The 25190-nt window shown below is 72.3% G+C and carries 21 protein-coding genes; 18 read left to right on the forward strand and 3 right to left on the reverse strand.

The features are described 5' to 3' along the window. The 7 genes from murD to AHOG_RS09075 all read left to right on the forward strand — a co-directional run bounded on the left by murD (window position 1) and on the right by AHOG_RS09075 (window position 9199). Window positions 1-1590: a UDP-N-acetylmuramoyl-L-alanine--D-glutamate ligase gene (murD, locus tag AHOG_RS09045; RefSeq protein ID WP_093940946.1), complete on the forward strand. Its 1590-nt coding sequence runs from the start codon at window positions 1-3 to the stop codon at window positions 1588-1590. Then, complete coding sequence (gene ftsW, locus AHOG_RS09050) at window positions 1587-3029, forward strand: putative lipid II flippase FtsW (RefSeq protein WP_211290625.1); 1443 nt, start codon at window positions 1587-1589, stop codon at window positions 3027-3029. The genes murD and ftsW overlap by 4 nt, the downstream gene beginning before the upstream one ends. Window positions 3030-3090: 61 nt before the next feature. Continuing rightward, on the forward strand, window positions 3091-4293 hold the full coding sequence (gene murG, locus AHOG_RS09055; protein ID WP_093940948.1) for an undecaprenyldiphospho-muramoylpentapeptide beta-N-acetylglucosaminyltransferase: 1203 nt from the start codon (window positions 3091-3093) through the stop codon (window positions 4291-4293). A 127-nt stretch (window positions 4294-4420) separates the two neighbouring features. Then, window positions 4421-5872 (forward strand): UDP-N-acetylmuramate--L-alanine ligase, encoded by a 1452-nt coding sequence (gene murC, locus AHOG_RS09060; protein ID WP_093944303.1) that lies wholly within the window; start codon window positions 4421-4423, stop codon window positions 5870-5872. 78 nt (window positions 5873-5950) lie between these two features. Beyond that, window positions 5951-6808: a cell division protein FtsQ/DivIB gene (locus tag AHOG_RS09065; RefSeq protein ID WP_169725831.1), complete on the forward strand. Its 858-nt coding sequence runs from the start codon at window positions 5951-5953 to the stop codon at window positions 6806-6808. A gap of 379 nt (window positions 6809-7187) precedes the next feature. Further along, window positions 7188-8204: a glucose-6-phosphate dehydrogenase (coenzyme-F420) gene (fgd, locus tag AHOG_RS09070; RefSeq protein ID WP_093940950.1), complete on the forward strand. Its 1017-nt coding sequence runs from the start codon at window positions 7188-7190 to the stop codon at window positions 8202-8204. A gap of 149 nt (window positions 8205-8353) precedes the next feature. Beyond that, on the forward strand, window positions 8354-9199 hold the full coding sequence (locus AHOG_RS09075) for a helix-turn-helix domain-containing protein (protein WP_093940951.1): 846 nt from the start codon (window positions 8354-8356) through the stop codon (window positions 9197-9199). A 139-nt stretch (window positions 9200-9338) separates the two neighbouring features. Here the strand turns inward: AHOG_RS09075 and AHOG_RS09080 are convergent, their stop codons facing one another. From AHOG_RS09080 to AHOG_RS09090, 3 genes are read right to left on the reverse strand one after another with little or no spacing between them, the layout of a single operon-like run. Beyond that, on the reverse strand, window positions 9339-10220 hold the full coding sequence (locus tag AHOG_RS09080) for a 5-oxoprolinase subunit C family protein (protein ID WP_093940952.1): 882 nt from the start codon (window positions 10218-10220) through the stop codon (window positions 9339-9341). Continuing rightward, window positions 10220-10978 (reverse strand): 5-oxoprolinase subunit B family protein, encoded by a 759-nt coding sequence (locus tag AHOG_RS09085; RefSeq protein WP_311770132.1) that lies wholly within the window; start codon window positions 10976-10978, stop codon window positions 10220-10222. The genes AHOG_RS09080 and AHOG_RS09085 overlap by 1 nt, the downstream gene beginning before the upstream one ends. A 5-nt stretch (window positions 10979-10983) precedes the next feature. Then, a complete protein-coding gene (locus AHOG_RS09090; protein ID WP_093940953.1) occupies window positions 10984-11847 on the reverse strand; it encodes a LamB/YcsF family protein in 864 nt (287 codons plus the stop codon). A gap of 240 nt (window positions 11848-12087) precedes the next feature. Here AHOG_RS09090 and AHOG_RS09095 point away from each other — a divergent pair, with 240 nt between their 5' ends. The 11 genes from AHOG_RS09095 to AHOG_RS09145 all read left to right on the forward strand — a co-directional run bounded on the left by AHOG_RS09095 (window position 12088) and on the right by AHOG_RS09145 (window position 25164). Continuing rightward, window positions 12088-13548, forward strand: a complete 1461-nt coding sequence (locus tag AHOG_RS09095; protein ID WP_211290559.1) for a xylulokinase — start codon at window positions 12088-12090, stop codon at window positions 13546-13548. A 392-nt stretch (window positions 13549-13940) separates the two neighbouring features. Further along, window positions 13941-15314: a cell division protein FtsZ gene (ftsZ, locus tag AHOG_RS09100; RefSeq protein ID WP_093940954.1), complete on the forward strand. Its 1374-nt coding sequence runs from the start codon at window positions 13941-13943 to the stop codon at window positions 15312-15314. A gap of 198 nt (window positions 15315-15512) precedes the next feature. Next, a complete protein-coding gene (gene pgeF / locus AHOG_RS09105) occupies window positions 15513-16223 on the forward strand; it encodes a peptidoglycan editing factor PgeF (protein ID WP_093940955.1) in 711 nt (236 codons plus the stop codon). Further along, window positions 16220-16966 carry a YggS family pyridoxal phosphate-dependent enzyme gene (locus AHOG_RS09110; protein ID WP_245856660.1) on the forward strand — a complete coding sequence of 249 codons (747 nt, stop codon included), beginning with the start codon at window positions 16220-16222 and terminating at the stop codon, window positions 16964-16966. Before pgeF ends, AHOG_RS09110 begins: the two co-directional genes overlap by 4 nt. Before the next feature lie 103 nt (window positions 16967-17069). Further along, window positions 17070-17678, forward strand: coding sequence for a cell division protein SepF (locus AHOG_RS09115; RefSeq protein ID WP_093940957.1), 609 nt, complete (start codon window positions 17070-17072; stop codon window positions 17676-17678). Between the two features lie 25 nt (window positions 17679-17703). Beyond that, on the forward strand, window positions 17704-17988 hold the full coding sequence (locus tag AHOG_RS09120) for a YggT family protein (RefSeq protein ID WP_093940958.1): 285 nt from the start codon (window positions 17704-17706) through the stop codon (window positions 17986-17988). Between the two features lie 76 nt (window positions 17989-18064). Then, window positions 18065-18889, forward strand: coding sequence for a DivIVA-like cell division protein Wag31 (wag31, locus tag AHOG_RS09125; RefSeq protein ID WP_093940959.1), 825 nt, complete (start codon window positions 18065-18067; stop codon window positions 18887-18889). Window positions 18890-19325: 436 nt separating this feature from the next. After that, window positions 19326-22490: an isoleucine--tRNA ligase gene (gene ileS, locus AHOG_RS09130; protein WP_093940960.1), complete on the forward strand. Its 3165-nt coding sequence runs from the start codon at window positions 19326-19328 to the stop codon at window positions 22488-22490. Window positions 22491-22776: 286 nt separating this feature from the next. Next, a complete protein-coding gene (locus AHOG_RS09135; RefSeq protein WP_157736727.1) occupies window positions 22777-23457 on the forward strand; it encodes a histidine phosphatase family protein in 681 nt (226 codons plus the stop codon). Further along, complete coding sequence (gene lspA, locus AHOG_RS09140; RefSeq protein ID WP_093940962.1) at window positions 23411-24238, forward strand: signal peptidase II; 828 nt, start codon at window positions 23411-23413, stop codon at window positions 24236-24238. The genes AHOG_RS09135 and lspA overlap by 47 nt, the downstream gene beginning before the upstream one ends. Then, the gene (locus tag AHOG_RS09145) at window positions 24235-25164 is read left to right on the forward strand and encodes an RluA family pseudouridine synthase (RefSeq protein ID WP_093940963.1); all 930 of its coding nucleotides are present in this window, start codon (window positions 24235-24237) and stop codon (window positions 25162-25164) included. The genes lspA and AHOG_RS09145 overlap by 4 nt, the downstream gene beginning before the upstream one ends. The last annotated feature ends 26 nt before the right edge of the window (window positions 25165-25190 follow it).

The raw sequence follows: 25190 nt of genomic DNA on the forward strand, positions 1-25190 counted from the left end.
ATGACGGTGGACGGCTCACCCTTCGCCGGGCTCTCGGTGCTCGTGGCGGGCGCCGGCGTGTCGGGTGTCTCGGCCGCCAGGGCACTGCTCGCGCAGGGCGCGACGGTGTCGGTCGTGGACGGCTCGCCTGCCCGGATCGAATCGATGAACCTGCCTGCGGTCACCGGGCTGGTCGGCGTCGACGTCGTGCCCCCGGGAATCGACCTCGTGGTCACGAGCCCCGGATGGCGGCCCACCGCACCGCTGCTGGTCGCCGCCGCCGACGCGGGCGTCGAGGTGATCGGCGAGGTGGAGCTGGCCTGGCGACTCGACCAGGCGCGGCCGGACGGGCCCGCGGACTGGCTGGTCGTCACCGGGACCAACGGCAAGACCACGACGGTGAGCATGGTGGAGTCGATCCTGCTCGCCGCCGGCCTCGACGCGGTCGCCTGCGGCAACGTCGGGCTGCCCGTCGTCGACGCCGTCCTGTCCGGCCACCGGGTGCTCGCGGTGGAGCTGTCGAGCTTCCAGCTTCACTGGTCGTCCTCCGTACGGCCCGCCGCCGGGCTGGTGCTCAACGTCGCCGAGGACCATCTGGACTGGCACGGCTCCGCCGCGGCCTACGGGGCGGCCAAGGCACGGGCCCTGCTCGGGCCGGTCGCCGTCGCGGGCGTCGACGACGAGCCCGCCGCCGCGCTGCTGGCTGCGTCGCCCGCCGATCGTCGGATCGGGGTGACGGCCGCCGAGCCCGCCGAGGGGCAGTTCGGCGTCTCGGCGGGCGTGCTGGTGGACCGGGTCTTCGGACCGGACGGTGACGCGGTGTCGCTGATCGACGCCGAACTGATCCGACCAGTCGGACCGACCGGAATCGTCGACGCCCTGGCGGCGGCCGCGTTGACCAGGTCCTACGGCGTCGCGCCGGAGTCGGTCGAGGCGGGGTTGCGGGACTTCCGGCCGGGCGCGCACCGAGCGGTGGTCGTCGCCGAGCACGACGGGATCGTGTACGTCGACGACTCCAAGGCCACGAATCCGCATGCCGCCGCCGCGTCGCTGCGCGGACACGCCAGGGTCGTCTGGCTCGCGGGCGGGCTGCTCAAGGGCGCCTCGGTCGACGACCTGGTGGCCGAGACCGGCGATCGGCTCGCCGCCGCCGTCCTCTTCGGCGCCGACCGGGCCCTCATCGCCGCCGCCCTGGCGCGACACGCACCGGATGTCCCGGTCTACGAGGTCGCCACGGGTGACGATAAGGCCATGCGGGAGGCGGTGGACATCGCGAGCCAGGTAGCTCGTCCGGGTGAGACCGTGCTGTTGGCTCCCGCCGCAGCGTCGATGGACATGTTCACCGACTACGCCCATCGGGGTGATTCCTTCGCGGCGGCGGTACTGGATCGGCAGGCCGCCGAGGGCGTGGCCGAGGAGTCCGCCGAGGGCGATGGCGGCGCCCCTGAGCGTGACACCCGTCCCGTCGCCCGCCCCGCCGGGACCGAACGCGCCGACTCCGACCGCATCGGGGCTGAGCGGCTCGGCGGCGACGACACCGGCGCCGGCCGCCCGGGCAGCGGAGCCGACACCGGCTCCGACGACGTTGTCGAACGGGGTGGCTCGGTCTGACACGAGACGCGGCGACGAAGAACTCACGCGCCAGGGCGACACCGGGGGCCAAGTCCGATCGGCTCAGCGGTTTCGCACTGCTGCGCGGAGTCCTGACCGCGTGGCTGGCCCGCCCGCTCACGTCGTTCCACCTCGTGCTCGCCGTGTTCGGCCTGCTGACCGTGTTCGGCCTGGTGATGGTGCTGTCCGCCTCGGCGGTGGACTCGATGGACCAGTACGGGTCGTCGTACGCGATCTTCTACCGGCAGCTGCTCTACTGCGGGGTGGGCCTGGTCCTCTTCCTCGTGGTGCTGCGCATCCCGCCCAAGACGTTCCGCAGACTCAGCCCGCTGATGCTGGCGGTCTGCCTGCTCCTGCTGGCCCTGGTGCTGGTCGTCGGGCACGAGGCTGGCGGAGCGCGCAGCTGGTTCCGGCTGGGGCCGCTGCCGTCCTTCCAGCCTGTCGAGGTCGCCAAGGTCGCCTTCGCTCTCTGGGGCGCGCACGTCCTGGTGGTCAAGCGGGCGCTGTTGAGCCAGTGGCGGCACCTGCTGGTCCCGGTGATCCCGGTCGCGCTGTTGATCTTCACCCTGATCATGATGCAGCCGGACCTCGGCAGCACGATCACCGTCGGCATCGTGATGCTGGCGCTGCTGTGGTTCGCCGGGGCTCCGCTGCGCCTCTTCGCCGTGATCGTGCTCGCGGGCGTCACCGGCGCGCTGGTGCTCGCACTGTCGGCGCCCTACCGGCTGGACAGGATGCTGTCCTTCTTCGATCCGGCGGGCGACCCGCTCAACACCGGCTATCACGCGCGCCAGGCACTGTTCGCGCTGGCGGACGGCGGGATGCTCGGCAAGGGGCTCGGCCAGGGCAGCGCGAAGTTCAGCTATCTGCCCAACGTGCACAACGACTTCATCTTCGCCGTCGTCGGCGAAGAACTCGGCCTGGTCGGCTGCGCCCTGGTCATCGGGCTGTTCGCGACGCTGGCCTACGTCGGTCTGCGCATCGCCGCCCGCAACACCGACCCGTGGAACCGGCTGGTGGCCGCGACCCTGACCACCTGGCTCGTCGCCCAGGCCGCGGTCAACATCGGCTACGTGGTCGGCCTGCTGCCGGTCACCGGTCTCCAACTCCCGCTGATGTCCTCCGGCGGAACGAGTCTCATCGCCGTGATGATCGTCTTCGGTATGCTCGCGAACTTCGCCCGGCATGAGCCGGAGGCCGTGGCCGCGCTGCGTTCGCAGGGCGTGAACCGACGGCGCCGCTGGTTCCACCTGCCGCTGCCCGACGCCTACCGGCCTCGGCCGCGCCGCAGGCCCGCGCGGCCCGCCACCCAGCCCCGACGGCCGGGACGGCCGACGGGCACCCTTCGCACGACCGGACAGGCGGCCGCGCGCGGCCGCGCCGGTCGGGCGCCCTCCGCACGGACCGGCCGACGACGTCGTCCGAGGCGGGCGCCATGACCACCCCCGATCGCCGGGTCGCGTCGATCCCGGCATCCCACTTATCAGGAGGTCTTCGACGATGGTCGGACCCGGAGCCGGTCCTGCCGGCGGCAGCGATCAGCACGGCGCGGACGAGACGGTGCGCTTCACTCCCGCGGGCGGCCCGGCCGCCTCGGGCGGCCCGGCCCGGCCCGCGGACCGGGGGCTGTGTGTCGTCGTCGCGGGCGGCGGCACGGCAGGGCACATCGAGCCCGCGCTGGCGCTGGCCGACGCGGTGCGCCGGATGCGTCCCGACGCCAGGATCGTGGCCCTGGGCACCGAACGGGGTCTGGAGAGCAGGCTCGTCCCGGCCAGGGGATACCCGCTGGAGTTGATCCCGCCCGTCCCGATGCCGAGGAAGCCCAGCCCCGACCTGCTGAAGCTGCCGCTGCGGGTGCGTTCCGCGGTGCGTGACACCCGTGCGGTGCTCGCCAGGGTCGGCGCCGACGTCGTCGTCGGCTTCGGTGGTTACGTGTCGCTGCCCGCCTACCTCGCCGCACGCGGCCGAGTGCCGATCGTCGTCCACGAGGCCAACGCCCGTGCCGGACTGGCGAACAAGGTCGGCGCCCGGTTCGCCGCCTCGGTCGCGGCCGCCGTGCCCGACAGCGGACTGCCCGACGCGAAGGTGATCGGCATCCCGCTCCGGCAGTCCATCACCTCGCTGGATCGGCGAGCGCTGCGTGCCCAGGCCCGCGCCCACTTCGGCCTGCACCCGGACGCGCCGACGCTGCTGGTCTCCGGCGGCTCGCAGGGCGCCAGGACGCTCAACACGGCCGTCTCCGGCGCGGCGGGCGCCCTGTCCAGGGCGGGCGTCGGAGTCCTGCACGCCTACGGTCCGAAGAACACCGTGGCGGTGCAGTCCGTGCCCGGCACCCCGCCCTACGTGGCGGTGCCCTACCTGGAGCGGATGGACCTCGCGCTGGCCGCGGCCGACCTGGTGCTCTGCCGGTCCGGCGCGATGACGGTCGCGGAGATCTCGGCCGTGGGCCTGCCCGCCGTGTTCGTCCCGCTGCCGCACGGCAACGGCGAGCAGGCGCTCAACGCCGTCCCGGTGGTCGACGGCGGCGGCGGACTGCTGATCCCCGACGCCGAGCTGACCGCGCAGCGCGTGATCGACACCGTGCTGCCGCTCGTGCTCGATCAGGGCAGGCTGGCGGCGATGGCGGGCGCGACGGCGGGCAGCGGGCACCGGGAGGCCGCCGACGTCCTGGCCGCGATGGTGCTGCGGGCGGCGGGTCGGTGATCGCGCCTTCTGGCGAGGCGAGACGCGAATCAGACGGGTGTCAGGGCAGGATGGGCCGATGGCGGGGATGACCGAGGCTGAGCGGATCGCACCTGAGCGACAGGACCGGGGCGACACGGGGGGAACGATGGAACTGCGGAACACCGACGGTGCGCTGCCGCCGGTGCTGCGCCGGGTGCACCTGGTCGGCATCGGCGGCGCCGGGATGAGCGGCATCGCCCGCATCCTGCTGGCCAGGGGAGCGGAGGTCAGCGGGTCCGACGCCAAGGACTCGCGGACCGTGCTCGCCCTGCGCGCCCAGGGCGCCCAGGTGGCGCTCGGGCACGAGGCGGCGCATCTCGACCAGCTCGACGAGCCGCCGACGGCGGTGGTGGTGTCCACCGCGATCCGCGCGACCAATCCGGAGCTCGCCGCCGCGCGGGAACGGGGCATCACGGTGCTGCGCCGGGCGGAGGCATTGGCGGAGCTGACCACCGGCAGCCGGGTGGCGTGCGTCGCGGGCACCCACGGCAAGACGTCGACCACCTCGATGCTCACGGTGGCGCTCCAGCGGTGCAGGCTCGACCCGTCGTTCGCCATCGGCGGCGACCTCAACGAGTCCGGCTCCAACGCCCATCACGGCACGGGTGACGTGTTCGTCGCCGAGGCCGACGAGAGCGACGGCTCCTTCCTGTTCTTCACCCCCGACGTCGCGGTGGTGACCAACGTGGAGCCGGACCACCTGGATCACCACGGCACGGCCGAGGCCTACACCGAGGTGTTCGAGTCGTTCGTCTCCCGCGTCCGGCCCGACGGTGTGATGATCATCGGCGTCGACGATCCCGGCTCGGCGGCGCTGGCCGGGTATGCCGAGGCACAGGGCATCCGGGTCCGGCGGTACGGCCGAGACGTCGAGGCACCCGGCGACGCCCGGATCGTCGGCTACGCGCCCGCCGAGCTGCTCGGCCATGTCACGGTGGACCTGCTCGGCGAGCCGGGGGGCGCACCGGAGAGGCTGGAGATCAAGGTCGCGGTGCCCGGCGAGCACATGGCGGGCAACGCGGTCGCCGCGCTGCTGGCCGGTCTGGAGCTGGGCGCGAACCGGGACGAGCTGCTCGCTGGGCTGGCCGGTTTCCGAGGCGTGCGCCGCCGGTTCGAGCTCAAGGGCGAGGCGGGAGGAGTCCGGGTCTACGACGACTACGCGCATCACCCGACGGAGGTCGAGGCGCAGCTGCGAGCGGCCCGGCCCGTGGCGGGAGAGCACAGGTTGATCGTGGTCTTCCAACCGCACCTGTACTCGCGGACCAAGACGTTCGCCGCCGAGTTCGGGACGGCGCTCGCCCTGGCCGACCAGGTGGTGGTCCTGGACGTCTACGGCGCCAGGGAGGAGCCGGAGCCCGGTGTCACCGGCAGCCTCGTCGTCTCCCAGGTGCCGCTGCCCGCCGAGCAGGTGCGGTTCGAGCCGTCGTTCGAGCAGCTGCCGGAGGTCGTCGCCCGGCTGGCGGATCCGGGCGACGTCGTGATCACCATGGGCGCGGGCGACGTCACCATGCTCGGTCCGGAGATCCTCGGCAGGCTTGCCTCGGTACGGGAGCGGTAGGTGGCGGCGGCCACGGCTCGCGGAGCCCGGCGCGTTCGGCGTGCCGGGGAACGCGGTTCGTCGCCCGCCGGACGCGGCGTGCGGTCCGGTCGGGCCCGACGTCGTTCCGACGCGGGCGTCCGCAGCGCACACCGGACTCGAGGCGCGGGCGACACGGAGGCACGCGCCGGGCGACGAACCGGCCCGGTCCGCTCCGTCCGCGGCCGCTCGGTACGGGCTCGGTCGCGTCGCGACCGGCAGCGTCGAGCACGGCGGACCCCGCGCACCCTGCTGCGTGACCTGCTGCGTCCCCGGGGGTTGGCGATCCTGCTCCTCGCGGCACTGACCATCACGGCGGTGCTCTGGTACAGCCCGCTGCTGTCGGTCCGCTCCGTGGAGGTCGTCGGCGTCCGGGAACTCGCGGAGCAGGACGTCCTCGACGCGGCGGGCGTCACGCTGGGCACGCCCATGCTGCGGCTGGACACCGAGACGGTGCACGGCAGGATCGCCGAGCTGCCCAGGGTCGCTCAGGTGACGGTGGGGCGTTCGTGGCCGTCGACGGCGGTGCTGAACGTCGTGGAGCGGGAGCCCGTGGTGCTGCTGCGCGACTCCGACGGTCTCTGGCTCACCGATCGGACCGGCCTGGCCTACGCGACGGTGGACGAACCGCCTGCGGGACTGCCCGAGCTGAAGGTGAGCAGCCCCGGCCCGGAGGACCCGGCCACGCTGGCGGCCGTGCGAGTCGTGGACTCGCTGCCCGACGAGGTCCGATCCGAGGTGCGCTCGGTGAGCGCGGACTCGGTCCACGACATCCGACTGGCCCTGAGCCTGGGGCGTGAGGTCCGCTGGGGCGAGGCGCTGGACTCCGAGCGCAAGGGGCGGGTTCTGGCCGCCCTGCTCACCCAGGAGGGTGCGGTGTACGACGTCGCCTCTCCCGATCTGCCCACGATCAGCTGAGCCGTCGGGCCGACACGGGCGCGCGCCACGCCGGTTCGTTTCGGCTTTCCACCCGATCGGGCGCTTCACCTGCGCGGTCGGACGACTTGCCGCGGGCTCGACCGGCACTGTGAACCGAGGGTCCCCGATGTGGCGTTCGAGAGTGCGGACCCCGTGGGGCGGTGCGGCGCAGGCCCCGTGGTGTCGGCGCGGAGTACTCGGCCCGCGAACCCTGATGCCGGGTCCGACTCGGCCCGCGGCGCGCACCGCGCCGCGGACGAGAAGGTGATCCGCGTCGGCTCGGGAATCCTCACTCGCCGAATCGACTTGGGATGATCAGTGGATCAACTCGGCCGGGCGGACCGGCGGGCGACGTCCTTGGCGACAGAAAGGCGACGACATGCTCAAGATCGGCTACAAGGCATCGGCGGAGCAGTTCGAACCGCGCACGCTGCTGAAGTTCGGGGTGCTCGCCGAGGAGGCGGGCTTCGACTCGGTGATGATCAGCGATCACTTCCAGCCGTGGAAGCACACCGACGGGCACGCGCCCTATGCGTTCGCCTGGCTCGGCGCCCTCGGTGAACGCACCACCAGAGTGCAGATCGGCACGAGCGTGCTGACCCCGACCTTCCGGCATCACCCCTCCATGGTGGCGCAGGCGACCGCGACGCTGGGCGTGCTCTTCCCCGGTCGGGTGATCCTGGGCGTGGGCACCGGCGAGTCTCTGAACGAGGTGCCCGCCACCGGGATGGAGTGGCCCGCGTACAAGGAGCGCTTCGAGCGGCTGGGGGAGTCGGTCGGGCTGATCCGGGAGTTGTGGCAGCGCGATCACGTCAGCCACGAGGGCACCTACTACCGCACGGAGAACGCGACGGTCTACGACCGCCCCGACGAGCAGATCCCGATCTTCATCGCCGCCGGCGGCCCCAGGATGGCCCGCTTCGCCGGGCGGTCCGGCGACGGAATGATCTGCACCAGCGGCAAGGGCGTCGAGCTGTACCGGGACGCGCTCCTGCCCGGCCTGGTGGAGGGCGCCGCCAAGGCCGGACGCGATCCGGAGAAGCTGGAACGGATGATCGAGGTGAAGGTGTCCTTCGACCTCGACCGCGCCAGGGCGATGGAGGACACCCGCAACTGGGCGGCGCTGGCGCTGCCGCCGGAGTCGAAGGTGGGGGTCGAGGACCCGCGCGAGATGGAGCGACTGGCGGCCGAGCTGACGGCCGAGCAGGCCGCGAGCCGGTGGATCGTCTCCGACGATGCGGAGGAGCACGTCGAGCGGATCAAGACCTACCTGGACCTCGGCTTCGACCACCTGGTGTTCCATGCCCCCGGCGAGGACCAGCCCCGATTCCTCCAGCTTTACGCGGAGCAGGTCCTGCCCCGACTGCGCGAGCTGAGCCCGGCGCGTCTGGGCTGAGTCGTCGGGGCGTTCGGGCGTCGGACCACCTGGGCGTCGGACGCCTCCGTGGATCACCAGAGGTATGCCCGGTCGGGTGAACCTCCTTGGCGGCGGGCTTGCTGTTGATCAGAGTAGGGGGCAAGGGAGACACCGAGCGGAGGTCCACCATGTCCGGTCCCAGTCTGAGAAGACGGCAGCTCGGCGCCGCGCTGCGGGAGCTGCGCATGGCGCGAGGCATCACGGTGCTGGAGGCGGCTCGACAGACCAGTCTCTCGACGCCCACGGTCAGCCGCATCGAGAACGGGGTGCGGCGGGTGCGCCCCGTGGACGTGCGGGTGCTGTTGGCGGCCTACGGCGTCGATCCGGCCGAAGCAGGGCGCTACCTCGAGCTGGCGGAGGAGGCCGACCGGCCCGGCTGGTGGGAGCGGGCGCAGCCCTCGGTCAGCCAGGTCGGGGCCTACCAGCTCGAGATGGAGAGCACCGCGACGGAGCTGCGGAGTTGGCATCCTGAGCTGCTGCCGCCGCTCGCCCAGACCGACGGATATCTGCGGGCGGTCCGGGCGGCGGCGCTGCCGGGGCTCTCCGCGGAGGAGCTCGACGAGGCGGTCCGGCTGGGCAGGCTGCGGCGAGAGGCGCTCTCGGACAACGGCGTCCGCCTCGTCTCGGTCGTCGGCGAGGGTGCCCTGCGACGGCTGGTCGGCGGTGCTCGAGAGATGCGCGATCAGCTCGACTGGCTGCTGGTGGCCGGACAGCAGCCGGAGATCTCGATCCGCGTGCTGCCCTTCCACAGCGGGGCTCATCCGTCGATGGAATCGGCCTTCACACTGCTGGGCTTCGACGACGTCCCCGGTCGGTCCGCGGTCTGGCTGGAGAACGATCGCGTCGCGCAGGTGGTGGAGCACGCCGAGGACGTCGAACACTACGCGGCGACGTTCGATCTGCTGTCCTGGAGTGCACTCTCGGAGGCCGATTCCGCGCGACTGATCGACACCATCGCCGCCGGGCTGCGCTGATCGCGGTCCGGGCCGGAGTTTCCTCGTGCCGGGCCGGTCGCCGCCGGGTCTGGCGACGGCCTGGTTCGGCGAACAGCCTGGTTCGTCGCGTCGATCGGCCCGAGGACACCGCCGCACGTATCGGGCCGTGCGCGGCGGGTCAGTCGCGGTCGGTCGCGAGCCGGAAACGGATCACTCCACCCGGCCGGACCTGCGCGGCCGACGGCAGATCGTCCTCGTCCACCACGGCGATCACCGGGTAGCCGCCCGTGACCGGGTGGTCGACGTGGAACAGCACGGGCAGGCCGCTCGGCGGAACCTGGATCGCACCCCGCACCATGCCTTCGGAGGGCAGCTCCCGCGCCACCAGTCTGGGCAGCGGGGGACCCGCCAGTCGCAGCCCCACCCGGTTGCTCTGCTCCGTGACCTCGTAGTCGCTCGTGCACAGCAGCCGGAGCGCCGCGGGATCGAACCAGTCGTCGCGAGGCCCGGGCCACAGGCGCAGCACGGGGATCTCGGGCAGCGGGGCGACCGGTGCCTGGTCCACCACCGGCCAGCCGTCGGGCCGAGGACCCAACGGCAGTCGGACGCCCTCGGTCAGGGGCGCGGGGCCCAGACCGGAGAGCAGGTCGGTGGATCGGGAGCCGAGCGTCGGCGGCGCGGCGATGCCGCCGCGCACCGCGAGATAGGTGCGCAGGCCGCGGCCGGGACGACCCAGGCTCAGGCGGTCGCCCGCCTCGGCCCAGACCGGCGCGTGCATGCCGATCGCCCGGCCGCTCACGGTGGCGGGCACCTCGGCACCGGCGAGCGCGAGCAGAACGGGCGTGTCGAACTCGACTCGCAGACCGCCGAAGGTGGCCTCGATCGCGGCGCACGACTCGGGGTTGCCCACGAGCCGATTGGCGAGTCGCAGCGCGGGCGGGTCCGCCGCCCCCGATCGCGTCACCCCCAGCGCGGCGTAGCCGGGCCTGCCCAGGTCCTGCACCGTGGCCAGCGAGCCCGGTGCGCGCACCGTCACCGAACCGTGCGGGTCGACGGACATCAGCGCACCTCACGGAAGCGGACGCGGTCTCCCGGCGTCAACAGGGCCGGGTCCGGCCGGTCGGGCCGCCACAACGTCAGCTCGGTGCGACCCAGCAGCCGCCAGCCACCGGGAGACTCGCGGGGATAGACGGCGCTGAACTCGTCGGCGAGCGCCACCGCGCCGCCGGGGACCCGCACCCTCGGCGTCTCGCGGCGCGGCACGCGCAGACGCGGATCGCCACCGACCAGATAGCCGAAGCCTGGAGCGAATCCGCAGAACGCCACCCGGTACTCGCGCCCGCTGTGGCGGCGCACGACGTCCTGCTCGGACAGTCCCGTCAACTCGGCCACCTCGCCGAGATCCGGACCCGAGTAGGAGACCGGGATCTCCACGAGCGTGCCCTCCCGGTCCGGAACGGGGGCGAGATCCCGCGATCTCAGCTCGTCCACGAGTCGGGCGGCCGGGAGCCGATCGGCGTCGAAGCGGATCAGCACGGTGCGCGCCGCGGGCACGATCTCCTCGACCGCCGCGGGTCGATCCACCGTCAGCGCATGGTGCAGCGCCTGCACCTGGGTCAGGTCGTCGAGCTCGACGAGCAGCGCGCCGCGTCCCATCCGGCGGATGGTCGGTCCCGACGACGCGGGCCGGGCCGTCCCGGAGCGGGCCCTCGCCGGTCCGTCCGCGTCGAGCGCGGCCGGTGCGGCCGCCGATTCCGCCGAGGCGACCGCGGCGGCCTCGGGCTCGCTCGGGTCGCCGTTCGCGACGGGCTCGGGCACGGCCGTCACCGGAAGGCCGCGGGCACGATGCCCGCCGCCGTGAGTCGATCGCGGACCAGCCGGGCGATCTCCACCGCACCCGGGGTGTCGCCGTGGACGCACAACGAGTGCGGCCGGACCTCGACGTCTTCGCCGGTCGTGGCCCGCACCAGTCCGTCGCGCGCCATCCGGACACACCGGTCGGCGATCTCCGAGGCGTCGTGCAGCACCGCGTTCGGCTCGCGGCGCGACACCAGCGTGCCCTGCGCGGTGTAGGCCCGATCGGCGAACGCCTCGTGCACGGTGGGCAGCCCGGCCTCCTCGGCCTGGGCGAGCCATCGCGAGCCGGGCAGCCCGAGCACCGCCAGCGTCGGGTCGTAGTCCCGCACCGCCGCGACGACGGCGGCGGCCTGCTCGGCGTGGGTGACGATCGCGTTGTACAAGGCGCCGTGCGGCTTGACGTAGCGGACGCGGTCGCCCGCGATCCTGGCGAAGCCGTCGAGCGCGCCGAGCTGGTAGACGACGTCGTCGGCCAACGCGGCCGGTTCGACGTCGATGAAGCGGCGGCCGAAGCCCGCCAGGTCGCGATAGGAGACCTGTGCCCCGATCACCACGCCTGCGGCGACCGCCCGCTCGGTCACTCCACGCAGGATGCTCGGGTCGCCCGCGTGGAAGCCGCAGGCGATGTTCGCGCTGGTGACGATGTCCAGCAGCGCGTCGTCGTCGCCGAGTGTCCAGATCCCGAATCCCTCGCCGAGATCGCAGTTCAGGTCCACCGTGGACGCCGCCGCTCGGGCGGGAGCGCCGGTCGCGGGGGCGCCGGCGGGCGTCCCGGCGGCGACCGTGTCGGTCCCGCCCGTCGTCTCGTCGGCAACGCTGCCCGTGTTCATCGCCGGTCGCCCTCCGCCTCGTGCTCGCCGGTCCTGCCCCGGCGCCTGCGTCGTCGAGCCTGCCGGCTTGCGGACGGTTCGCTACGGCAGACCCGCCGTCACGGTCGCGGCGGACGCCCGTCGCCCATTCGCCCGCCGGAACCGGCGGTCGGGTTCCGGGGCGTCGGCGGTCCGGCTCGACGGTGTGAGAGACACGGGATCGGCGTCCGTGTCCTGCCGTGCCGCGGATGAGAGGCTGTCGTGGTGAGGACCGAGGCGCTGTTGGGGATCGACCTGGGGACGAGCGGGGTCAAGGCCGTGCTCCTGGCGGCGTCGGGTGAGCTCCTCGGCGAGGGCGCCGCGGACTGTCCCCCGCGTAGCGCGCGGCCGGGCTGGGCGGAGGCGGACCCGAAGGACTGGTGGATCGCCGTCGTGCACGCCGTCGGCCGGGCGGCGGCCCGGTGCGGCGGTCGGTCCGCGATCGCGGTCTCCGGGGTGGGCGTGACCGGCCAGATGCACGGGCTCGTCCTGGTCGATCGGCGGGGAGAGCCGCTGCGCCCCGCGCTGCTCTGGCCGGATCGGCGCGCCCTGCCAGAGACCGAGGAGTGGGGCGAGCTGCCGACGGCGCTGCGCGGCACGCTGGGCAACCCGATCATGCCGGGCATGACCGGTCCGCTGCTGAGCTGGGTGGCCGAGCACGAACCCGGGAACTGTGCGGCGGCCGACCGGCTGCTGCTGCCCAAGGACTGGCTGCGGCTGCGACTCACCGGCGCGGTCGGCACCGAGCCGAGCGACGCCTCGGCGACCCTGTTGTGGGACGTCGGGGCGGACACCTGGTCGGAGCGCGTCGTCGAGTCCATGGGCCTGCCGACCCGGCTGCTGCCCCCGGTGGGCGCCTCGGCCGCGGTCGCCGGAGCCCTGCGACCAGAGCCCGCCGCCGAGCTGGGACTGCCCGCCGACATCCCGGTGGTGTTCGGCGCGGCCGACACCGCGGCCGCGCTGCTGGCCACCGGCCTGGGCCCGGGCGAGGCCCAGCTCACCATCGGCAGCGGCGCTCAACTCGTGACGCTCACCGATGATCCGAGCACCGCACCGCAGCCGCTCGTCCACCTGTACCGGACGGCGCGGCCGCGGGGCTGGTATCGGATGGCGGCGGTGCAGAACGCCGGCTTGGCGTTGGACTGGGTTCGATCCCTCGTGGGCGCCGACTGGTCCGAGGTGTACGCGGCGGCCGACGACGAACCCGGCGCCGACGGCGTGACCTTCGTGCCGTACCTCACCGGCGAGCGCACCCCCAGGATGGATTCGACGCTCGCCTCCGCGTTCACCGGGCTGCGGCTGGGACACGATCGACGCACGATCCTGCGGGCCGCCGTCGAGGGTGTCGCCTTCGCCGTGCGGGACGCGGCGAGCGCGCTGCCTGAGCCGCTGCCGGACTCGATCCGGCTCGCCGGTGGTGCCGTCCGGGACGACCGGTTCCGTGCGCTGGTGGCCGATGTGCTGGACGTGGAGCTGTCTCCCGTGGAGCTGCGCAGCGCCTCGGCGGTGGGCGCGGCGATGCTCGCCGCCGCCGAGGCGGGGGTGCCCGTCCCGTCCGCCCGTCCGGCCCTCGGGACTCCGGTGCGTCCGAGCGGTCGGGATCACGACGCGGCCTTCGAGCGGTATCGAGAACTCGTGGAGCCGCCCGAGGAGGACGAGTTCGGGCACGGGCATCACCACTGAGCCGCCACGTGATCCGCCGTCACGGAGTTCCCGGCAGGCGGCGATCGGTCGGCGGTCGTGACGGGGGATCGCCCATCAGTACAGCGGTGTGCCGCGCATCGAAGTCGTTCGTCTGGCAGGCTTGCATCAGACTCGGGCGGCCGCTTGGATGTTCTGGTCATCATCCGAAGGGGACTGATCCTCACGGGTGATGTCTCACATCATCGGCGCCCGGCGTGGCTGCTGGACCGGGGGCGCTACGGTGCCTAACGTCCGCAGCGGAAGTACCGGGGTCGACGGACCTCCGGCCTCATCGCGGAGGTCGACCTCTGTCGGTCCAGGGCAGGCGGCCTGGACGTGCAGGCGCAGGCACGACAGCCCGAGCACGAGCCACGATCAGGAAGGCGGACCCGATGACGCCCCCGCACAACTATCTCGCGGTGATAAAGGTCGTCGGCATCGGTGGCGGCGGAGTCAACGCAGTCAACCGCATGATCGAGGTCGGGCTCAAGGGTGTTGAGTTCATCGCGGTCAACACCGATGCACAGGCACTGCTGATGTCCGATGCGGACGTCAAGCTCGACATCGGCCGCGAGCTCACGCGCGGCCTCGGTGCGGGAGCCAATCCCGAGGTCGGTCACCGGGCCGCCGAGGATCACCGCGAGGAGATCGAGGAGGTCCTCAAGGGCGCCGACATGGTGTTCGTCACCGCGGGCGAGGGTGGTGGCACCGGAACCGGCGGCGCGCCGGTCGTCGCCTCGATCGCCCGCAAGCTCGGCGCGCTGACCATCGGCGTCGTCACCCGGCCGTTCTCCTTCGAGGGCAAGCGGCGGGGGAAGCAGGCCGAGGACGGCATCCAGGAGTTGCGCAACGAGTGCGACACCCTGATCGTCATCCCGAACGACCGACTCCTCCAGCTCGGGGACATCGGGGTCAGCCTCATGGACGCCTTCCGTTCGGCGGACGAGGTCCTGCTGTCCGGTGTCCAGGGCATCACCGACCTGATCACCACGCCGGGTCTGATCAACCTCGACTTCGCCGACGTGAAGAGCGTCATGTCCGGGGCGGGCAGTGCCTTGATGGGCATCGGCTCGGCCCGAGGCGAGGGCAGAGCCGTGCAGGCCGCGCAGAAGGCGATCAACTCGCCGCTGCTGGAGGCCTCGATGGACGGAGCGCACGGCGTGCTGCTCTCCATCGCGGGCGGCTCGGACCTGGGGCTGTTCGAGATCAACGAGTCCGCCTCGCTCGTCCAGGAGTCCGCGCATCCGGAGGCGAACATCATCTTCGGAACGGTGATCGACGACTCCCTCGGCGATGAGGTCAGGGTGACGGTGATCGCCGCGGGCTTCGACAGCGGCGGGCCGACGCACAAGAAGCTGGAGCCCGCGCCCGTCAGCTCACGGGCGCCGGTGGCCGCCGCCACCTCGGGGCCGCCGGGTTCGGGTGAGCCGCCGCCGACGGCGCAGCCGGAGCACGCTCCGGAACGGACGGCCTCGCCGATGCGTCATCAGCATCCGGTGAATCCCGATCCCGTGACGCCCTCGGTGTCGCGGCAGTCCGATCCCATGGGGCCTCGGCCGACGATGCCGCCGCCGATGCACGGCGGGCGTTTCGGTGGTCTGGACTCCGCCGGGCCGCCGCCCGGTCGTGATCTGGGCGGTTACGAAACATCCCGCTCGTCGCTCCCGGGAACGGCGCGGCCGGGCGGTCTGCCCGGTCGGTCACTGCCGGTGTCCGACGAGGGCGAGGACGACGAGGTCGACATCCCGCCGTTCATGCGGCGCTGAATCGCCCCCTCCACCCGGCGCGTCACGACTCGGTAGCGAGGCGTGCCCGGTGGGAGATGCGTCGCCCGCCCGGCTTTAAGATCGCCTGAGGTGGGGATGCCCGGTGCCGGACGGCACCCGTCCTCGCGGCCCCTTCGCCGTGCGGCGGGGAGCCGCGCGGCGAAGGGGCGGACCCTTCGGCGGCAGGAGGGGTGACGGGTGCGAGTCCGGCGAGTGATCACCACGCGGGACGGCGGTGTGTCCTCGGCTCCGTACGACTCGTTCAACCTCGGTGACCACGTCGGAGACGACCCGACCTCGGTCGAGGCGAATCGGCGGCGGCTCGCCGCCGAGCTCCCGGGGACACCCGACGGCCTGGTCTGGATGGAGCAGGTACACGGCCGCGGCACCGCGATCGTGGACGGGCCGACGGCCGAGCCGGTGGAGGCGACCGACGCGCTGGTCACCACGAGACCGGGTCTGGCCCTGGTGGCGTTGGTGGCCGACTGCGTGCCGGTGCTGCTCGCGGACCCGGAGGCGGGCGTGGTCTCCGCGGTGCACGCGGGTCGGGTCGGCAGCCGAGTCGGCGTCGTCCCCGCCGCGTTGCGCGCGATGATCGAGATGGGCGCCAGTGTCGAACGGGTGGAGGCGCTGCTCGGCCCGTCGATCTGTGGGAAGTGCTACGAGGTGCCCGCCGCGATGCGGGCCGACGTCGACGCCCATCTGCCCGGCTCGGCCTCACGGACCCGGCAGGGCAGGCCGGGGCTGGATCTGCGGGCCGGACTGCGCAGGCAGCTCACCGAGGCGGGGATCGCCAGGCTCGGGATGGACCCGCGATGCACCGTGGAGTCTCCAGAGCTGTTCAGTCACCGCAGGGAATCGACCACTGGGCGATTCGGCGCGGCGATCTGGCTGGACGCGGACTCGTGACTGAAGAGGACGTCTCCGGTGCGGACGAGCGCCGCGAGTTCCTCGCGGGGCGGCTCGCGGCGGTCCGCGACCGCATCGCGGCGGCCTGTTCCGCCGCCGGTCGACCGCTCGACGCGGTCCGACTGCTCGCGGTGACGAAGACGTTCCCGGCCTCCGACGTCGCGCTGCTCGGTGATCTCGGACTCACCGAGTTCGGCGAGAACCGGGATCAGGACGCGGCGCCCAAGGCGGCCGAGGTCGCCGAGCTGCGGCCCGGCCTGCGGCCTCGTTGGCACATGGTGGGGCAGGTGCAGCGGAACAAGGCGCGGTCGGTGGCCAGGTGGGCGGACGTCGTCGAGTCGGTCGACAGTCCGCGGCTCGTCGAGGCGTTGACCAGGGCGGTGGCGGCGGCGCGGGAGTCGGGCCGACGTGAGTCTCGTCTCGACGTGTTGGTGCAGGTCAGCCTCGACGGAGCGCCGGGGCGGGGCGGCTGTCCGCCGAAAGAGGTGGCGCAGATCGCAGAAATGGTCGACCATTCGGGTGAATTGCGACTCATTGGGGTGATGGCTGTCGCCCCGCTCGGAGGAGACTCTGAGCGCTCTTTCGAGACCTTGAACACGGTGTCGGACCTGCTGCGGCGTGATCACCCGGACGCGGTGGAGATCTCGGCGGGGATGAGTAATGACCTCGAACGGGCGATTGCGGCGGGCTCCACGAGTGTGCGTGTCGGAACGGCGCTTCTGGGTACCAGGCCGATAGCGTGAGTACGGGCGTTGTGGGGAGGCAGACGGCGGGTCACACCGTCGTCGGGACAGGCGTCGGGACGGTGGCCAGGTCAGCCAGTCCGGATGCGGGGAAGGGCTGTCGATGAGCGCACTGCAGAAGCTGAAGGCCTACTTCGGGATGGTCCCCGCCGAGGACATGGACGACTACGACGAGGCGGGCTACGAATCGGACGAGTACGACTCCTACCCCGATCGGGCGGGGGCTCGGTCGCGGCGTGCGACCGCCTTGCGCGGCGGCTACCGGCCGGTCGACTTCGACGAGGACGATGACGCCGTCGAGGCGGTTCAGGGCAGGTCCAGGGCCCGGGGCGCGTGGTCGCCGCAGCCCGCCACCAGGGGGGCGCTGGCGGTCGACTCGCAGCGCGACTCGGTGACCAGGATCCGGCCCGCGACGGAGTCCTCGGCCGCCTCGGCGGCGGCGGGCCGGATCACGACGCTGCACCCCAAGACCTACATCGAGGCCAGGACCATCGGGGAGCACTACCGCGAGGGCACCCCGGTGATCATCAACCTGACCGAGATGACCGACGCGGACGCCCGGCGTCTCGTCGACTTCGCCGCCGGGCTGGCGTTCGCTCTCCGGGGGGACATCGACAAGGTGACGAGCAAGGTCTTCCTGCTCTCGCCCGCCGATGTGGACGTCACGGCGGAGCAGCGGCGGCGGATCGCCGAGGGTGGTCTGTTCGGCTGACGGCGGATGATGGCAGAGTTGGGGTGTGGAACTCTTCCGGATCATCGCTTACTACGCGCTCTTCTTCTTCTGGCTGCTCTTGATGGCGCGTATCGTGGTGGAGCTGGTCCGGTCGTTCGCCAGGGAGTGGCGTCCGGCCGGGGGGGTTGCGGTCGCGCTCGAGACCATCTACACAGTGACCGACCCGCCGGTTCGTGCGCTGCGGCGCGTGATCCCGACAGTTCGGATCGGCGGTGTCGGACTAGACCTGTCGATTATGGTTCTACTGCTGGTCGTCTTCATCCTGATGCGACTGGTGATCCCGACTTGAACAAGACGACACGGGCAGACCGGCCGCGGGGAGCTCCGGGGTTCCGCTGTCGAGGAGTGCGTGAGGTGATCTAGCCATGCCGTTGACGCCCGCCGACGTGCACAACGTCGCGTTCAGCAAGCCACCGATTGGCAAGCGGGGCTACAACGAGGACGAGGTGGACGCATTCCTCGACCTGGTTGAAGGCGAACTTGCCAGACTGATCGAGGAGAACAACGAGCTGCGTAACCAGATCGAGCAGCTGGACCAGCAGCTCGACAACGCGCGTGCCGACCTGGAGGACGCTCGCGCGGGGGCAGCGGCCGCACCGGTCGCGGCGAGCAGGCAGGAGGAGCCCCGCAGGCTCTCGCCGGTGCCGCCGCCGTCGTTGGTGGAGCAGACCGCGCCGGGGGGCGACCACCACGTGCAGGCCGCCAAGGTCCTCGGGCTCGCGCAGGAGATGGCCGACCGCCTCACCGGAGAGGCCAAGGCCGAGGCCGACGGAATGCTCTCGGAGGCCAGGACGAAGTCCGAGCAGCTGCTCTCCGACGCGCGAACCAAGGCCGACGGCATGGTGAACGAGGCCCGCACTCGGGCCGAGACCATGCTGGGCGACGCGCGGACCCGTTCCGAGACCGTGGAGCGGCAGTCCAGGGAGAAGGCCGCCACCCTCGAGCGTGACGCGCAGCGCAAGCACTCGGAGATCCTCGCGGGGATCACCCAGGAGAAGAACAGCCTGGAGAAGGAGATCGAGGTGCTGCGCACCTTCGAGCGCGAGTACCGGACCCGGCTCAAGACGATGCTGGACTCGCAGCTGCGGGAACTGGAGGATCGGGGCAGCGCCGTCCCGTCCGCCGAGTCCACGCGATCCAGCCACCAGACGGGATACAGCTTCGGCGGTCGCACCGCCGAGGCGGGCTGAGCACCGAGGCCGACCGGCGACGTCGGTCGGGATCGGCGTCGAGGATCGTCGACCGCCCCAGCGGGCTCCGCTGGGGCGGTGCCGTCTGTCTCGGGGTCGATGGCCGCGGTGCCGCGCGGCCGTGCCGATCGTCGTGCGGCGTCGGCCGGATGAAGCGGATCTCGGCTCGGCGCTAATCTATGCGTGAGAAGGCGTTGATCCGGACATCACCGGGGAGCCGCCGGAAGAACCGGGCGCCGCCGCGGGCCCCTAGTAGAACCGGCCGGGTGGGCCCGTCACAGCCCGCGAACGAGAGGTCGACGCCGCCGAGAGCGGGGTGCGTCGGCAAGCGGGGTGGTACCGCGGGGTGTCGAAGGCGGCACGTCGTCCCCGGAGGGAGTCCGCACGGCAGCGGACCTCCGCGACGATCGCCACCACCCTGCGAGGAGAAACTCCGATGGCCTACCCCAAGGTCCGTCTCACCGGTCCGGACACCGCAGGCGTCCCCGCGCAGCCGTTCTTCCCGGAACTGGAGAACGCGGTGCTGTCCTACTGGTCGGCCGACGACACGTTCGCGGAGAGCGTGCGTGCCCGTCCCTCCGGCGAGAACGGCTCGAACGAGTTCGTCTTCTACGACGGTCCGCCGTTCGCGAACGGCCTGCCCCACTACGGGCACCTGCTCACCGGCTACGTCAAGGACGTCGTCCCCCGTTATCAGACCATGCGCGGCAGGCGCGTGGAGCGCCGCTTCGGCTGGGACTGCCACGGCCTGCCCGCCGAGGTGGAGGCCGAACGTCAGCTGGGGATCGACCACAAGTCCGAGATCGAGGCCATGGGCGTCGAGGTGTTCAACGACGCCTGCCGCACCTCGGTGCTCCAGTACACCGACCAGTGGCGCGACTACGTCACCCGGCAGGCCCGCTGGGTGGACTTCGACGACGACTACAAGACCCTCGACCTGGACTACATGGAAAGCGTCATGTGGGCCTTCAAGTCGCTCTGGGACAAGGGTCTGGTCTACGAGGGCTTCCGGGTCCTCTGGTACTGCTGGCGCTGCGAGACGCCGCTGTCGAACACCGAGACGAAGATGGACGACGTCTACCGGGACCGACAGGACCCGGCGGTCACCGTCGCGATGCGGCTGGAGACCGGTGAGCTGGCCCTGATCTGGACGACGACCCCGTGGACGCTGCCCAGCAACCTCGCCATGGCCGTCCACCCGGACGTCGAGTACGTGACGGTCGAGCACGAGGGCGAGCGTTATCTGCTCGCCGAGGCCCGGCTGGCCCACTACGCCAGGGAGCTGGGTGAGGACGCCGCCGACCGGATCGTGGCGCGCTGCACGGGAGCGGATCTGCTCGGCCGTCGCTACACGCCGCCCTTCGACTTCTTCGCGGGCCGGGAGAACGCCCACCGCATCCTGGCCGCCGACTACGTCACCACCGAGGACGGCACCGGCCTCGTGCACATCGCCCCGGCCTTCGGTGAGGAGGACAAGGCGGTGACCGACGCGGCGAGCATCGAACCGGTGGTGCCGGTCGACTCGCGGGGACGGTTCACCGGGGAGGTTCCGCCGTACGAGGGGCGGCAGGTCTTCGAGGCGAACAAGGAGATCATCCGGGATCTCAAGGCCGCCGGGCTCCTCGTGCGGCACGAGACCTACGACCACCCCTACCCGCACTGCTGGCGGTGCCGTAATCCGCTGATCCAGCGGGCCGTCTCCTCCTGGTTCGTCGCCGTGACGCGGTTCCGGGACCGCATGGTCGAGCTGAACCAGCAGATCGACTGGGTGCCGAGCCAGATCAGGGACGGCCAGTTCGGCAAGTGGCTGGAGGGCGCCCGGGACTGGTCGATCTCGCGGAACCGCTACTGGGGCTCGCCGATCCCGGTGTGGACGTCCGACGACCCGGCCTATCCGAGGGTCGACGTGTACGGCTCGCTCGACGAGCTGGAACGTGACTTCGGCGTTCGTCCGCAAGACCTGCACCGGCCGTTCATCGACCGGTTGACCAGGCCGAACCCGGACGACCCGACCGGCCGCTCCACCATGCGCCGGGTGCCGGAGGTGCTGGACTGCTGGTTCGAGTCGGGCTCGATGCCCTTCGCGCAGGTGCACTACCCGTTCGAGAACCGGGAGTGGTTCGAACACCACTACCCCGGCGACTTCATCGTCGAGTACAACGGCCAGACCAGGGGGTGGTTCTACACGCTCCACGTGTTGGCGACCGCCCTGTTCGACCGGCCCGCGTTCCGCAACGTCGCGGCGCACGGCATCGTGCTGGGCGACGACGGTCAGAAGATGTCGAAGTCGCTGCGCAACTACCCGGCTGTCGACGAGGTCTTCCAGCGGGACGGCTCGGACGCGATGCGCTGGTTCCTGATGGCCAGCCCGATCCTGCGCGGGGGCAACCTCATCGTCACCGAACGCGGGGTGCGCGAGGCGATCCGGCAGTCGGTGCTGCCGCTGTGGAACTCGTGGTACTTCCTCGCCCTCTACGCCAACGCGGAGTCGATCGAGGGCGCCTCCCAGGCCGACCCCGAGTACACCGCGAGGACGGGACGGACGGTCTCCGACCACGTCCTGGACCGGTATGTGCTGGCCAAGACGCATGAGCTGGTCGTCGACGTCGGCGCCGCGTTCGACGTGTACGACCTGCCGGGCGCCTGCTCGCAGATCGAGGGCTTCCTGGAGGTCCTGACCAACTGGTACGTCCGGCGGTCGCGCGAGCGGTTCTGGGCGGGCGATCAGGCCGCGGTGGACACGCTGCACACCGTGCTGGAGGTGCTCTGTCGGGTCGCCGCGCCGCTGCTGCCGTTGACCACGGAGGCGGTGTGGCGGGGGCTGACCGGCGGCAGGTCGGTGCACCTGGCCGACTGGCCGCTGGTGGACGAGCTGCCCGCCGACCCGGCGCTGGTCATCGCGATGGACCGGGTGCGGCAGGTCTGCTCCACGACCTCCGCGCTGCGCAAGGCCGCGAAGCTGCGGGTGCGGCTGCCGCTGCGCACCCTCGTGGTGGCGGCGCCGGACGCGGCGGCTCTGGAGCCCTTCACCGGGCTGATCCGGGACGAGGTCAACGTCAAGGACGTCGAGCTGACCACCGACGTGTCCGCCTACGGGCGGTTCGAGGTCGTGGTCAACGCCAGGGCGGCCGGGCCGAGGCTCGGCAAGGCCGTGCAGCAGGTGATCCGCGCGGTCAAGGCGGGCGAGTGGACTTCGGAGTCCGACGGCACCGTCTCGGCGGCGGGCGTCCGGCTGCTGCCGGGTGAGTTCGAGGAGCGCCTGGTGGCGGCCGATCCGTCGGCGACCTCGGCGCTGCCCGGCGGGACGGGCGTGGTGGTGCTCGACACCGAGGTCACCGAGGAGCTGGCGGCCGAGGGGCTGTGCAAGGACGTGGTCCGGGTGGTGCAGCAGGCCCGCCGGGACGCCGATCTCGACGTGTCCGACCGCATCGAGCTGACGGTGCAGGCCGGCGCCGAGGTCGTCGACTCGTTGCGCCCGAGGGAGGGCTTCCTCGCCCAGGAGACGCTCGCGGTGCGGGTCGTCTTCGGCCCGGTCGAGGGCGGCTTCGAGGGCACGGTCGGCGAGGGCGCGGAGATCGCCGTCGCCGTGGCCAAGGCCTGAGGGGCGCACTGCTGCCGAGGCACGGCGGCGAAGGCGGCCGAGCCGAGCTGACGGCGGCTCCGCCCGGCGGTGTGATCCGCCGCCGGGCGGACGGTCCGGGGGATTCCTCGGTGTCCGGGCGGTCGGTGTCCACCTGGATTCGCTGTTCACGTCGAGCCGAGGGGGCGCGGATGGGCGCTGAAGTGGTGCTCGTGCGCCACGCGGAGTCGATCCCGCCCCGACCGGGTGCCTCGGCCGAGTCGGTGCGGCCCCTGAGCGACGGGGGACTGGCCCAGGCGGCCGACTGGTGACCGAGCTGTGCTCGCCGCCGCCCGACGTCGTCTACGCCAGTCCTTATCGGCGTGCCGTGCAGACGGTCACACCGTCGGCGGCGGAGCTGGGCCTGCCCGTCCTGACCCGTACCGACCTGCGTGAGTGGGACTCCGGGCTCGCTCCGACGCCGGACTACGCCCGGCACTACGCGGCGAGCTGGGCCGATCCGAAGCACTGCGGACCCGGCGGCGAGAGCCTCGGCGAGCTGACCGCGCGGGCCTCGGCCGCGCTGGTCGACCTCGTCGCACGGCACCCCGAGGCCAGGATCGTCGTCGGCACGCACGGCACCTTCCTGGCCAGGGCATTGGTCGGGCCGGGCGTGGCGGTCGACTGGCCGTTCTCCCGAGACATGGCCTCGCCCGCCGCCGTGTTCCGGGTGCGGGGGATCGGTACGCCGGACGTCCGCGTATCGGGTCCGGGGCTCTCGGCTGCTCGTCCGGGCAACGGGTCCGACGGCGCCCGGCGGCAGTGCCGTCGGGCGGATCAGGGAGCGGGCGCCGCCGGGCCGACCGCTGCGGGGCCGGTGCGGCCGGGCCGAGCCTCGTGGGTGCGGGCCGTCGCCGTGCGTCGCCGTCCGTCGCCCGCTCGGAGTACGGGACAATGGCCGGGTGAACTCCGAGCATCCCGACTCCGACCCCGTCGACGGGGCGGGTGACCCGTCCCGTGCCGAGCCGGCCGCGCCGGGCGCCGACGCGCGCCACGCCGCTGCGGGAGACAGTCCTGCGGGAGACAGGCCCGCGGGCGTCGACGGCGCAGGCGGTGTCCAGGACTCGGCGCAGGCCGAGGGCACCGGCTCGCCCGAGCAGGCGGCGGCGCCGCTGCCGAAGAGACGGGTGGGGCTGCTCGCCCTCGCCGCGCTGCTGGTCCTGGTGCTCGACATCGTCACCAAGGTCGTCGCCGTCGCCACGTTGGAACACCGCCCGCCGGTGGAGCTGTTCGGCGGCGGCCTCTATCTGGTGCTCTTCCGCAATCCCGGCGCCGCCTTCTCGATGGCCACCGGGATGACCTGGCTGCTGAGCCTCATCGCGATCGGCGTCGTGATCGGCATCCTGTGGATCGCCCCACGACTGCGTTCCGTCGGCTGGGGCATCGGGCTCGGCCTGGTGCTCGGCGGCGCGCTCGGCAACCTCGTGGACCGACTCTTCCGGGCGCCGGGGCCGCTGGAGGGCCACGTGGTGGACTTCCTGTCGCTGTTCGCACCGGACGGCAGCGTGTGGCCGGTGTTCAACGTCGCGGACTCCTCGCTGGTCAGCGGGGTAGTGCTGCTGGTGCTGCTCGCGTTCCTCGGCAAGGACTACGACGGCACGACGATCACGAACGAGAAGAAGTCCGCGAAGGACGCGGCGAAGGCGCACCCGCGCGAGGCGGGCGCCGACACCACCGGGAAGTCGGTGGCGACCGGGTCCGACCGGACTCGACAGGAGGATTCCGCATGAGCGAGCAGCGCACCCTTCCGGTGCCCGACGGCCTCGACGGTCTTCGGGTGGACGCGGGGCTGGCCAAGCTGCTCGGGCTGTCCCGGACGGCGGTCGTGGCGATGGCCGAGGCGGGCGACGTGCTCGTGGACGGCAGCCCGGCGGGCAAGAGCGATCGGCTGATCGCGGGCAGCAGGCTGGAGGTCGTGCTGCCGGGGCCTGCACAGCCCCAGGTCGTCGAGCCGAAGGAGGTCGACGGCCTGCGGGTGATTCATCAGGACGACGACATCGCGGTGGTGGACAAGCCGGTCGGCGTCGCGGTGCATCCCAGCCCCGGCTGGACGGGGCCGACGGTGGTGGCCGGGCTCGCCGCGATGGGGCTGCGGGTCGCGACCTCCGGTGCCGCCGAGCGGCAGGGCGTCGTGCACCGGCTCGACGTGGGCACCACCGGCGTGATGGTGGTCGCCAAGAGCGAGCACGCCTACTCGACGCTCAAGCGGGCGTTCAAGGAGCGCACGGTCGACAAGATCTATCACGCCGTCGTCCAGGGCCACCCGGATCCGATGCGGGGCACCATCGACGCCCCCATCGACCGGCACCCTCGGCACGACTACAAGTTCGCCGTCATCGCCGACGGCAGGCCCAGCGTGACTCACTACGAGGTGGTCGAGGCCTTCCGGCACGCCTCGCTGGCCGAGGTCCGTCTGGAGACCGGACGCACCCATCAGATCCGGGTGCACTTCTCCGCGCTGCGGCACCCGTGCGTCGGCGACCTGACCTACGGCGCCGATCCCAGCCTGGCGAGGGACTTGAGCCTCAGCAGGCAGTGGCTGCACGCGCGGCGGCTCGGGTTCGAGCACCCGGCCGACGGGCGGTACGTCGAGTTCGAGAGCGAGTACCCGGCGGATCTGGCCGAGGCCCTGGAGCGGCTGCGGGATCAGAGTTGATCTCGGTGGTGCCGGGATCGCGCGTT

The organism is Actinoalloteichus hoggarensis (assembly GCF_002234535.1).
GTDB classification, from domain to species: Bacteria; Actinomycetota; Actinomycetes; order Mycobacteriales; family Pseudonocardiaceae; genus Actinoalloteichus_A; species Actinoalloteichus_A hoggarensis.